Source organism: Rossellomorea aquimaris (genome assembly GCF_003315075.1).
GTDB classification, from domain to species: Bacteria; Bacillota; Bacilli; order Bacillales; family Bacillaceae_B; genus Rossellomorea; species Rossellomorea aquimaris_C.
The window spans coordinates 171,554-184,657 of the sequence record NZ_QNRJ01000006.1 but is presented as its reverse complement, the minus strand read 5'-3'; the positions used below and the strand labels follow the sequence as shown (position 1 = coordinate 184,657).

At 42.6% G+C, this 13,104-nt stretch carries 9 protein-coding genes; all 9 read left to right on the top strand.

All coding sequences use genetic code 11. From position 1 onward, the window contains the following. Positions 1-246: 246 nt before the first annotated feature. The 9 genes from citZ to polA all read left to right on the top strand — a co-directional run bounded on the left by citZ (position 247) and on the right by polA (position 13,089). Positions 247-1,365 (top strand): citrate synthase, encoded by a 1,119-nt coding sequence (gene citZ, locus DET59_RS10340; RefSeq protein WP_113969594.1) that lies wholly within the window; start codon positions 247-249, stop codon positions 1,363-1,365. A 121-nt stretch (positions 1,366-1,486) separates the two neighbouring features. Further along, positions 1,487-2,758: an NADP-dependent isocitrate dehydrogenase gene (gene icd, locus DET59_RS10335; protein ID WP_113969593.1), complete on the top strand. Its 1,272-nt coding sequence runs from the start codon at positions 1,487-1,489 to the stop codon at positions 2,756-2,758. A gap of 81 nt (positions 2,759-2,839) precedes the next feature. Then, positions 2,840-3,778, top strand: a complete 939-nt coding sequence (mdh, locus tag DET59_RS10330; RefSeq protein ID WP_113969592.1) for a malate dehydrogenase — start codon at positions 2,840-2,842, stop codon at positions 3,776-3,778. Positions 3,779-4,244: 466 nt separating this feature from the next. Further along, the gene (locus tag DET59_RS10325; RefSeq protein ID WP_113969591.1) at positions 4,245-4,721 is read left to right on the top strand and encodes a MaoC family dehydratase; all 477 of its coding nucleotides are present in this window, start codon (positions 4,245-4,247) and stop codon (positions 4,719-4,721) included. 251 nt (positions 4,722-4,972) lie between these two features. Next, positions 4,973-5,692, top strand: coding sequence for a response regulator transcription factor (locus DET59_RS10320; protein ID WP_113969590.1), 720 nt, complete (start codon positions 4,973-4,975; stop codon positions 5,690-5,692). Then, a complete protein-coding gene (gene pnpS, locus DET59_RS10315) occupies positions 5,689-7,488 on the top strand; it encodes a two-component system histidine kinase PnpS (RefSeq protein ID WP_113969589.1) in 1,800 nt (599 codons plus the stop codon). The genes DET59_RS10320 and pnpS overlap by 4 nt, the downstream gene beginning before the upstream one ends. A gap of 899 nt (positions 7,489-8,387) precedes the next feature. Continuing rightward, positions 8,388-9,350 carry an FtsH protease activity modulator HflK gene (hflK, locus tag DET59_RS10310; protein ID WP_113969588.1) on the top strand — a complete coding sequence of 321 codons (963 nt, stop codon included), beginning with the start codon at positions 8,388-8,390 and terminating at the stop codon, positions 9,348-9,350. Then, positions 9,343-10,278, top strand: a complete 936-nt coding sequence (hflC, locus tag DET59_RS10305; protein ID WP_113969587.1) for a protease modulator HflC — start codon at positions 9,343-9,345, stop codon at positions 10,276-10,278. Before hflK ends, hflC begins: the two co-directional genes overlap by 8 nt. Before the next feature lie 180 nt (positions 10,279-10,458). Continuing rightward, positions 10,459-13,089: a DNA polymerase I gene (gene polA, locus DET59_RS10300; protein ID WP_113969586.1), complete on the top strand. Its 2,631-nt coding sequence runs from the start codon at positions 10,459-10,461 to the stop codon at positions 13,087-13,089. Positions 13,090-13,104: the final 15 nt, after the last annotated feature.

Here is a 13,104-nt window from a genome sequence, read left to right as displayed (position 1 = left end):
AATTGATGCGTTTTCATTCACAAAAGTCAGATAATTGTTTATAATAGGAAATGTAAGCGCATCCCAAGCTCTCGTGATATCATAGGAAGAGCCGGGAATCATTTTTTGTATAGGAATTGAGCAATCGCTCAACCTTTATTTATGTTCTTTTTAAACAAGCCTACTGACTTATTTGATAGTCTTGTAGGGTTTTATGCTCATATGAAAATGGGTAAAGAGAAATACTTAACAAAAGGAGAGGTTATTATGACAGCAACTCGCGGGTTAGAAGGGGTTGTAGCAACAACATCATCCATCAGTTCGATCATTGATGATACTCTTACATATGTTGGCTACAACATTGATGATTTAGCAAACAATGCCAGTTTCGAAGAGGTTATCTACTTATTATGGCATCTGAAATTACCTACTTCATCAGAGCTTCAGGAATTTACAGAGCTATTGGCAGATAACGCTGAATTGCCTAAAGAGGTCATCGAGCACTTCAAGATGTACAACATCAAGGAAGTCCATCCTATGGCGGCTTTACGTTCTGCCGTGTCTTTACTTGGACTATATGATGATAAAGCAGATGTAATGGACGAAAAGGAAAACTATTTAAAAGCTGTTCGACTTCAAGCAAAAATTCCTACAATCGTTACGAGCTTTTCACGTATTCGTAATGGACAAGAGCCGATTGCTCCTCGCAAAGATTTAGGATTCGCTGCTAATTTCTTATATATGTTAACCGGGAAAGATCCTGAGCCGGTTGAAATCGAGGCGTTCAATAAAGCGCTTGTTCTTCATGCGGATCACGAGTTAAACGCTTCTACATTCACTGCACGTGTATGTGTCGCGACTCTTTCTGATGTGTATTCAGGTGTCACTGCTGCGATCGGTGCTTTAAAAGGACCACTGCACGGTGGAGCAAATGAGCAGGTAATGAAGATGCTTACTGAAATCGGTTCTGTCGATAAAGCGGAAGAGTATATCCTCGACAAACTGGACAAGAAAGAAAAAATCATGGGCTTCGGTCACCGTGTATACCGTCAAGGAGATCCGCGTGCCAAGCACCTTAAAGAAATGTCTAAAAAATTAACTGAATTAACTGGACAAAGTAAATATTACGAAATGTCCGTTAAGGTAGAAGATGTATTTACATCTAATAAAGGCTTACCGCCTAATGTTGATTTCTATTCAGCATCCGTTTACCACAGCTTAGGCATCGATCATGACCTATTCACGCCGATCTTCGCTGTAAGCCGGGTATCCGGCTGGTTAGCTCATATCCTGGAGCAGTATTCAAACAACCGCCTGATCCGTCCACGTGCTGATTACGTAGGGCCTGGCAAGCAGGAATATGTGCCTGTAGAACAAAGAGGTTAAACATCCATATTTACAAATGGTGAAAATATTGGTGTAATGAATATGAGAAGGGGACTGACTCTAAATGCATAAGGCAATTATGGGTCATCCCCTTTGATAATGAATAAATGGAGGTTACATAATGACACAAGGTGAAAAAATTACAAACCAGAACGGCCAACTTAATGTGCCAAACAATCCAATCGTCCCATTCATTGAAGGTGACGGAACGGGTCCAGATATTTGGGCAGCAGCCAAGCGCGTGCTGGATGCTTCTGTAGAAAAAGCATACAAAGGTGAGCGCAAGATTTCTTGGAAAGAAGTATATGCAGGGGAAAAGGCATTCAACAAAACGGGCGAATGGCTTCCAAACGATACACTTGAAGCAATCCGTGAATATTTCATCGCGATCAAAGGGCCACTTACTACTCCTGTCGGCGGCGGAATCCGTTCATTGAACGTTGCGCTTCGTCAGGAATTAGACCTGTTCACTTGCCTGCGTCCGGTACGCTACTTCGAAGGTGTTCCATCACCGGTTAAGCGTCCTGAAGACACTGACATGGTCATCTTCCGTGAAAACACTGAAGACATCTATGCAGGTATCGAATACGCAAAAGGTTCTGATGAAGTGAAGAAATTAATCACTTTCCTTCAAGATGAAATGGGTGCTAACAAAATCCGTTTCCCAGAAACATCCGGTATCGGAATCAAGCCTGTATCTGAAGAAGGGACAAACCGTCTTGTTCGTGCAGCGATCAATTACGCGATCACAGAAGGCCGTAAATCAGTAACGTTGGTTCACAAAGGGAACATCATGAAGTTCACTGAAGGAGCTTTCAAAAACTGGGGTTACGAGCTTGCTGAAAAAGAATTCGGTGATAAAGTATTCACTTGGGCTCAATATGACAAAATCAAAGATGCTGACGGATTGGAAGCTGCTAACAAAGCACAATCCGAAGCTGAAGCAGCTGGCAAGATCATCGTGAAGGATTCAATCGCTGATATCTTCTTACAGCAAATCCTTACTCGTCCGGCTGAGTTTGATGTAGTGGCAACAATGAACCTAAACGGGGATTATATCTCTGATGCATTAGCCGCTCAAGTTGGTGGAATCGGAATCGCTCCTGGAGCAAACATCAACTACGAATCAGGACATGCGATCTTTGAGGCAACTCACGGAACGGCTCCTAAATATGCAGGTATGGATAAAGTGAATCCTTCATCTGTCATCCTTTCCGGTGTGCTTATGCTTGAGCACCTTGGTTGGACAGAAGCTGCTAACTTAATCACGAAATCCATGGAGAAAACAATCGCTTCTAAAGTCGTAACATATGACTTCGCCCGTCTAATGGATGGAGCAACAGAAGTGAAATGTTCTGAGTTCGGTTCTGCTTTAATCGAAAACATGGGATAATCTTAATTTGAAATAGGGATGGGGTGCTTCGAAACGGAGCACTCCTTCCTTTACATAATGACACGAATAGGAGGAGTTATGATGGCTATTAAACGTAGAAAAGTATCTGTTATCGGTGGAGGTTTCACAGGGGCGACTACAGCACTGATGCTTGCTCAGAAAGAGCTTGGAGATGTTGTGCTGGTCGATATTCCTCAAAATGAAGACCCAACGAAAGGGAAAGCGTTGGATATGCTTGAAGCGAGCCCGGTACAAGGATTTGATTCAAACATCATCGGTACTTCCAATTATGAAGATACAAAGGATTCGGATATCGTTGTCATCACTGCAGGGATTGCCCGTAAACCTGGAATGAGCCGTGATGATCTGGTTCAAACCAATCAAAAGGTCATGAAATCGGTCACGCAGCAAATCGTTAAATATTCGCCGGATTGCTACATCATCGTTCTGACAAACCCGGTGGATGCTATGACCTATACAGTCTTCAAAGAGTCCGGATTCCCTAAAGAGCGCGTTATCGGACAATCCGGCGTTCTGGATACAGCCCGTTTCCGCACATTTGTCGCTCAAGAATTGAACCTTTCTGTGAAAGATATTACAGGATTCGTTCTTGGCGGCCATGGGGATGACATGGTTCCTCTTATTCGTTACTCGTACGCTGGAGGAATCCCTCTGGAAACATTAATCCCTAAAGATCGATTAGACGCGATCGTCGAGCGTACCCGTAAAGGCGGAGGGGAAATTGTAGGCCTTCTGGGTAACGGAAGTGCTTATTATGCTCCTGCTGCTTCACTTGTACAAATGGTAGAAGCCATCCTTAAGGACCAACGCCGCGTCATCCCAGCCATTGCATACCTGGAAGGCGAATACGGATTCGAAGGGATCTACCTCGGTGTTCCAACCATCCTAGGCGGTAACGGACTGGAAAAAATCATCGAACTCGAACTAACCGAAGAAGAAAAAGCCGCACTCGCAAACTCTGCAGACGCCGTTAAAAACGTCATGTCTTCTTTGGCTTAATACACACTCAATCCAAAACTGGCTTCCATATTGGGGGTCAGTTTTTTTATGGAAGAATACTGGTGGAAATGATCGAGTTTCTTTTTATAATAGTGTTCTGTATTAAAAGGATTTTTTATTTATTTTCTTTTAAAGAAACATACTCAGAAAGTTGATTGTAGCGGAAGGTGCTCGACTCCTGCGGGAATAGCGGGAAAGTTGAGACCCCGCAGGGCAAAGCCCGAGGAGGCTCAACTCACGCCCCGCGGAAAGCGAGCACCTGGAGCGGAAATCAACCACTACTCGCTCATCGAGGAAGTTTAACCAACTAGACTTTGCAAAATGATGTTCTATTAAAATAATCACCCAACGCGTAAAAACTCTTTGTATGGAAACCCTATAAATGATAAAATATTAATAGACAGATAATAAAAACAATTTTTATAATTTAAAATTGTAATCGTTTACATACGCGGAGGTGCTTCTTATGTTATTAGGGAAAAAGAGAAAACTGGGAAGAAAAATTGAAGAAATGACAATTGGTGAAAAGCTGACCCTTACAGAAAAAATAGAAGATAACGCACTGCTTCTATACCTGGGGCTCACAAATGATGCCAATCCATTATACATCCAGCATGATTATGCTTCTCAAACGCCATTCAAAAAGCCGATTGTCCCTTCAATCATGTTAACAGGCATCATTACATCTGCCGTTTCCAAATACTTACCGGGTCCGGGCTCTCATATAGTAGAGCAAAACATTGAATTCCCTAAACCGGTCTATCATTACGCAACCGTACAATTCCTGTTTGAAGTGAAGGAAGTGGATCCCAACACTCATTTGGTAACCATCGATGTAACAGCTACCAATGAAGAAGATGAGAAGGTCATCAACGGTACCATCAAAGTATGCCCCCCTCACCGATTAGAAAAAATGAACAGCCATGCATTAGAAAACTTCTAAACACCTGAAGGAGCTATGATATCCATAGCTCTTTTTATTATGCATAAAATTGATAAAGAAAGCGGGAGAAGTGCATCATATATAAGAAGAGAACAAAGTTTGGACCGGTTAGTATCGTACGGCAAGAAAACTAAAAAGTATTAAAACTCTCTAAATGATGGTAACCCTCAAGATTTATATTATAATGAAAGTACAATTACATAATGACGTTGGATGTTGGGGTTAATTTCTTTTGTATGGAGGCACAACAAATGAGCAAAAAAATCTTGGTAGTCGATGATGAACAGTCTATTGCAACACTCTTAAAGTACAATCTTGAGCAATCCGGTTATTCCGTTACTACGGCACATGATGGTGAAGAAGGAAGGGATAAAGCGATTGAGCAATCCCCAGACCTGATTATTCTAGACCTGATGCTTCCTTCCATGGATGGAATCGAAGTCTGTAAAGAACTGCGCCAGAGGAAGATTAATATCCCCATTCTTATGTTGACGGCGAAGGATGACGAGTTTGATAAAGTTCTTGGACTCGAGCTTGGGGCAGACGACTATATGACAAAGCCGTTCAGTCCACGTGAAGTGGTTGCAAGGGTCAAGGCTATTCTAAGACGCAGTCAAGCCATACAGGAAGCGGCGGAATCCTCTTCCATTGAACCGACGGATTACAAGGAAGTGGGAGAATTAAAGGTTTATCCGGAACAGTATGAAGCATATTTCCAAGGTGAACAAATGGAATTAACACCTAAAGAATTCGAACTTCTTTTATATCTAACGGACAATAAGGGCAGGGTCTTGACGAGAGATCAGCTATTAAGTGCGGTATGGAATTATGATTTTGCCGGGGACACCAGAATAGTGGATGTTCATATCAGTCATTTACGGGAAAAAATAGAATCCAACACGAAAAAACCAACTTATATAAAAACCATCCGAGGGCTTGGATATAAATTGGAGGAGCCTAAAAATCGATGACCAAGTTTAGAACAAAGCTTCTTTTTGCTCTAATCACCTTGATCATTGCTGTATTAATAGGACTTGGTTTGCTTCTGGGTCAGATTTTCAAGAATTTCTATCTGGATACATTTAATTCCCGGATTCAAAAAGAGGCAAGGTTACTGGCTAATTCCATTGAAGAAAACGGGACACCGAAAGAAATCAATCCCGACATGATCATAGAATTGAGTGACATATTGGATGTCAGGATTACCATTCTTGATAAATCAGGAAGTATAGTCCATGATACGGAAAGTTCGGAATCACTGGTTGGTCCTCAGCAAAAAAGGATCATTAAAGAAATCCAGCAGAACTGGGATGTAAAGCAAAAGCATAGAAAACTGGTGACAGCAGGTGTGGAGTACAGATATTACTGGTACCCCCTTAAGAGCGGGAATAACCAGTTAAATGGGCTGCTTATCATGAGTACCGAGGTAGAAGCCTTCGAGAAAGGTATACAGCAAATTTGGTTTGTGCTATCCATTTCCTTAGGGCTTGCGCTAATTCTCATTATCATTTTGGGATCGAGGATCACGGTAAGGTATACAAAGCCCATTGAATCGGCGACGAATGTGGCAATGGAGCTCGCCAAAGGGAATTATCGGGCAAGGACATACGAAGACCGCCTGGATGAAACGACAATGTTAAGTACCTCCATTAACATTCTCGCCCGTAATCTGCAGGAAATGGTCAATTCCCAGGAAATGCAGCAGGACCGCTTAACGACGCTGATTGAAAACATGGGAAGTGCCCTTCTCTTAATTGATCATCGCGGTTTTGTTGTATTGACGAACCGTACGTTCAGGGACTTTTTTAATCTGAAAGAAAGCCAGCTGAAAAAAGTAAGATACCATGAGGTCATTCACTATCAGGAAGTGAATAAGCTTGTGGAAGAAATCTTCATGACAGAGGAACGGTTAAGAAAGCAGATCCTTCTTCCTCATAAAATAGAAAGAAAGCATTATGAAGTATACGGGGCTCCAATAATCGGTCATAACGATGAGTGGAAAGGGATTGTCGTGGTCTTCCATGACATCACGGAGCTCAAGAAGCTCGAGCAGATGAGAAAAGACTTCGTTGCGAATGTCTCTCATGAGTTGAAGACACCGATCACATCCATTAAAGGTTTCTCGGAGACACTACTGGATGGGGCGATGAATGATCAGGATACGTTAAAATCCTTCCTGGATATCATTCTGATGGAAAGCGACCGCCTGCAATCCTTAATACAGGATTTATTGGAATTGTCCAAGATTGAAAAACAGGGGTTCGAGCTTTCTCTGCAGGAAGTAGAGATTGCCGGTTTAATTGAGGACGTGATTCCGATACTGAAGGAAAAAGCCAAGTCAAAAGATATTTCCCTTCAAACGTCCTTTGAGTCAAGAGGTCTTGCGGATGTAGACTCCTACCGATTAAAACAAGTTTTCATTAATCTGGTCAGTAATGCGATTGCCTACACTCCAAAGGGTGGGGATGTCTTGATTTCAGTGACGGAAGATAAGGAAATGGTTCATGTGAGCATCAAGGATAACGGGATGGGAATCAGTAAAGAAGAACTTCCCCGTATTTTTGAACGATTTTATCGCGTGGACAAAGCAAGAAGCCGTAATTCCGGCGGAACGGGCTTAGGTTTAGCCATTGTGAAGCATATTATTGAAGCCCATGAAGGGAAGATTCAAGTCGACAGTGAAGTGAATGAAGGTACGACGTTCACAGTATCCTTATACAAACAGTCTTCAAGCTATTCGTTGGGTAATGGGACGAGCAAATCTTAGTAAGTTTACAATTATTTTACATTGGATTTACAATAGGTTAAAATCCTGTTAATAAAAGGGTGTTACGATACTAAGTGAAACCCCTTCATCCAAGGTGTTAAGAAAAGGCGAGAACTAACCCCGTTCTCGTCTTTTCGCTTTTTTATTTGGCTCTTTTCGCAAAGGTTGTTGAATTCTAGCATAGAATCTGCCAGGGCTCTGTCAACCAGGTTTATGCTGGATGGTGAGGGGAACTGCTCCGCTTTCCGCGGACGTTCGGCCGAGCCTCCTCAGCTTCGCTTCCGGGGTCTCGGCACGCCCGTACTTCCGCAGGAGTCTGCGCAGTTCCCCTCACCATCTTTAATAGTTTTTTCGTGACAGAGCTTCAAGGTGTACCAGAAAACAATATAAGTAGAAAAAATAATTCTTCTTCCCTAAAAGGACAATCAATCTCTACTTACCTCAAATGAGATCGTTTGCTAAAAAGCTTGTTTTAATTGTTTTCTATTAAGGATACATGCTCAGAAAGTTGATTGGAGCGGAAGGATGCTCGACTCCTGCGGGAATAGCTGGACAGGTGAGACCCCGGAGGCGCAGCCGAGGAGGCTCACCGCCAGCCCCGCGGAAAGCGAGCATCCTGTAGCGGAAATCAACTACTACTTGCTTCCTTAAGATAACCACAGTCTTTGCGAAAAGAGCCTTTTATTTTGAAAGGGTTATCTATCCGGTGAATGCTGGGTTTAGATCAAAACTTTACGTTGTCGCCTGACGGGTGCATTCAGTTAGGAATCCACTCACCTCGAGCCCGCTCCTCCCTCTTTTGTCATCTTCTCTTAATATTCTTGAAACCTTTCTGTAGTAAGTCCGTATATCTTAGTAGGCGATTAATAAGATATAGAGATAGAAAAGGGAGGGCGCATATGAGCTTAAAAAGAATTTACATGGTGACAGGGATGGTTGTGGCAGCCATTATTTTAATTGTTGTATTATTGACTTCCTGGTATACCGTTGATGAATCAGAACAAGCGCTGGTATTGACGTTTGGAGAAGCGGGAGAGCCGGTCATTGAGCCGGGGCTGCATTTCAAGATGCCATGGCCGATGCAATCAGTGGAAGTCCTGTCTAAAGAAACCTTCAGTCTTCAATTTGGATATGAAGAAAAAGACGGAAAGATCAAGGACTTTCCGAAAGAAACGAAAATGATCACGGGAGATGAGTACATCGTTCTCGCTGATCTAGTGGTTCAATGGAAAATCACAGATCCTGAAACGTACTTATTTAACTCAGACAACCCGAAAGAAATTCTTTACGATGCTACTTCCTCTTCTTTAAGAAGCATTATAGGGAGCTCTTTAATAGATGATGCGTTAACGTCTGGAAAAGCTGAAATCGAGGCGGAAGTAAGAGAATTACTAACGACCCTGATCGATGATTATGATATCGGTATTTCCATTCTTGCAGTGAAACTACAGGATGTAGAACTGCCGAATGCAGAGGTCCGATCAGCTTTTACAGCCGTAACGGATGCAAGGGAAACGATGAACACGAAAATCAATGAAGCAAAGAAATACCGGAACCAACGATCAAATGAAGCAAAAGGTGAAAAAGATGCGATCATGTCCAGGGCAAAAGGGGATAAAATTGCGCGTGTGGAGCAGGCCCGTGGAGATGTAGCCGTATTTGATAAGCTGTACAACGAATACAAATCGAATCCTGAGATTACGAGAAAACGACTAGTATTAGAAACCTTGGAAAATGTTCTTCCAAATGCGGAAATCTACATTATGAAGGATAGTGGAGAAACGTTGAAATACTTCCCGATTCGACAGCTTGAAAATCAAAACGGCCCGGTGAAGCAGGAAGGGAGTGAAGAGAATGAGTGATCAAAACGTCTTTGACATCAATCAAAAGAAGAAAGAGCCTATCGAGTGGAAGCGATATACAAAATTAGGAATCTTCCTTGTCATTCTCGCTGCCGTCCTTCTTCTGCTGTTTACCAGTCTCTTTATTGTCAAAGAAGGAGAATATAAAGTCGTCCGTCAATTCGGGGAAGTCGTAAGAATAGACAAAGAACCAGGTTTGAAATATAAGCTTCCGTTCATTCAGTCGGTTACAACCCTTCCTAAGCATCAAATGACCTATGATGTGACAGAAGCTGAAATTAATACGAAAGATAAGAAGCGGATGCTCATCGACAACTATGCGGTTTGGCGCATCGAAGATCCTCTTAAAATGATCAAGAATGCAAGGACGGTCATCAACGCAGAGACGAAAATGGAAGAGTTCATCTACTCTGTCGTCAGGTCCGAGCTCGGGCAATTAGAATATGATGAAATCATCAATGATGAAAAGTCTTCACGGGGAAGTTTGAACGATCGGGTGACAGACAAAGTGAACGAGCTTCTAGAACGGGATGGATACGGAATTGTCGTTCAGGATGTCCGCATGAAACGTACGGATTTACCGGAAGCCAATGAAAACTCCGTCTATACGCGTATGATTTCAGAACGTGAATCAAAGGCTCAGGAATACCTGTCGATGGGGGATGCCGAGAAACAGCGAATCACCGCTGAAACAGATCGTGAAGTGAAGGAACTGCTGGCAAAAGCCGGGGCCGACGCCAATGTCATCAGGGCAGAAGGAGAATCGGAAGCGGCACAAATCTACAACAAATCATTCTCCAAGGATCCCGACTTCTATGACCTCTACAAAACGCTTGAAACATATAAGAAAACAGTGGATGATAAAACGGTCATCATCTTACCATCCGACTCCCCATACGCAAGACTGTTAATGGGGTATACAGAATAAAAGGAGCTGTTGAAGATTGAGGTAATCTCATTCTTCAACAGTTTTTTTGTTTTGGTCTCATCAGTTAGACTATTGATTCGTTTGATTTAACTACTTAATAAGGCCCCCCTTTTTTCCTTTCATTCCCCAACATGATAGAATAAACATATAGAATCAGAAGCCTTTACAGGAGGTACTTACATGTCCAAGAAATTAGTATTGATCGACGGCAATAGTATTGCTTACCGTGCATTCTTTGCACTGCCTTTATTAAATAACGACAAAGGTGTACATACAAACGCAGTATATGGTTTTACCACCATGCTGCAAAAAATACTCGAAGACGAAAAACCATCACATATTTTAGTCGCCTTTGATGCAGGGAAAACGACTTTCAGACATAAGACATTCAAGGAATACAAAGGTGGCAGACAAAAGACTCCACCGGAATTGTCCGAGCAATTTCCATATATCCGCGAGCTTCTGGATGCATACGGAATTAAGCGCTATGAAAAAGAAAACTATGAAGCGGATGATATTATCGGAACGCTCTCCCTGCAAGCGGAATCTGACGGGTACGAGGTAAAAGTGTATTCCGGGGATAAGGATTTAACCCAGTTAAGCTCGAAGACTACGACGGTTTGTATTACGAGAAAAGGCATAACGGATATTGAAGTGTATACTCCGGATCATATAAAAGAAAAATGGGAAATCACACCTGATCGCATCATCGATATGAAAGGTCTGATGGGGGATAGCTCTGATAATATTCCAGGCGTGCCGGGTGTAGGGGAGAAAACGGCGATCAAGCTGCTAAAAGAATTTGATTCCCTTGAGAAGCTGCTAGACTCCATTGACCAGGTCAGCGGGAAGAAATTAAAAGAAAAGCTCGAAGAAAATAAAGAACAAGCGATCATGAGTAAGGAACTCGCGACCATCCTGAGGGAAGCTCCAATCGAGATTGGAGTGGAAGAACTGAATTATGATGGGATGGATGAAGGGAAACTAAAGGGAGTTTACCGGGATCTCGGATTCAACTCACTACTGGAGAAAATGGGCGAAACCACTCAAGAAGAGCCTCAGGAACTGGATGATATCTCCTTTGAGATAGTGGAAACCATCAAAGAAGAACATCTTGCAGACGAAAGCTCCTTATACATTGAAATGCTGGAGGAGAATTATCACCTCGGCGAAGTAATCGGGATGAGTCTGCACAATGAGAAAGGCACGATTTTCTTTACCCTTCAGACCGCATTGAATTCAGAAGCATTTAAGGAATGGGCTGAAAACGAAAGCGCAACAAAATACGTGTATAACTCGAAGGAAACCGTCGTCGCTCTAAAGAGACAGGGAGTTGACATAAAAGGGATCGAGTTTGATTTGCTGTTAGCATCTTACATTATCAATCCTTCTGAATCGAGTGAAGACTTCGCTACGATCTCAAAAGGACACGGTCAGCCTTCTATCGAATCCGATGAAGCGGTATACGGAAAAGGTGCCAAGCAGAAGGTTCCTTCCACTGATATTCTATCGGAGCATCTTGCGCGAAAAGCATTCATTCTTCATGAATTGAAGAACACATGTATGGAAGAATTAGAAGAAAACAATCTCTATGAATTATTTGCAGAGTTAGAATTACCCCTGGCCCTTATTTTAGCCGAAATGGAATTCACCGGCGTGAAAGTGGATCAAGAGCGTTTGCTCACTATGAAAGAAGAGCTTTCACACCGCCTGGAAGAGCTGGAAAAGAACATACATGAACAAGCCGGAGAGAGCTTTAATATTAATTCTCCTAAGCAGCTCGGCGTGATTCTTTTTGAAAAGCTGGGTTTACCGGTCGTGAAGAAAACCAAAACCGGTTATTCCACTTCTGCTGACGTACTGGAAAAACTTCAGTCCAAGCATGAAATCATTGATCATATCCTTCACTATCGTCAGTTAGGGAAGTTGCAATCCACCTATCTAGAAGGGTTATTGAAGGTCGTCCATCAAGATTCGAGTAAGATTCATACACGATTCAACCAGGCCCTGACTCAAACAGGCCGATTAAGCTCGACGGACCCTAACCTGCAAAATATTCCGATCCGGCTTGAAGAAGGAAGGAAGATCCGTCAGGCGTTCATTCCATCTGAAAAAGGCTGGGTCATGTTCGCAGCGGACTACTCTCAAATCGAGCTGCGAGTACTTGCCCATATTGCCAAGGATGAGAAATTAGTGGAAGCTTTCAGAAATGATATGGACATTCATACGAAAACAGCGATGGACGTCTTCGGGGTGGCAAAGGAAGAGGTCACTTCCAATATGAGAAGGCATGCGAAAGCCGTTAACTTCGGAATCGTATACGGAATCAGTGACTACGGTCTATCTCAAAGCCTTGATATTTCACGAAAAGAAGCAGGGGAATTCATTAAGAAGTACCTGGAAAGCTTCCCTGGTGTAAAAGAATATATGGATGATATCGTCCAGGATGCCAAACAGAAGGGCTATGTGACGACTCTGCTTAATCGCCGACGTTACCTGCCTGAAATCACGAGCCGTAATTTCAACTTAAGAAGTTTCGCTGAACGTACAGCGATGAACACGCCGATTCAGGGAAGTGCAGCCGACATCATCAAGAAAGCCATGATTGATATGGCAGCCAGATTGAAAGAAGAAAATCTTCAATCACGATTATTGCTGCAGGTGCATGATGAATTGATCTTTGAAGCGCCTGAAGAAGAAATCGAAGTGTTAAAGAAAATTGTTCCTGAAGTAATGGAGAATGCGATGGAGTTAGAAGTTCCATTAAAGGTCGATTACTCATACGGTCAAACATGGTATGACGCGAAGTAGAGTTTGATAAGGAGG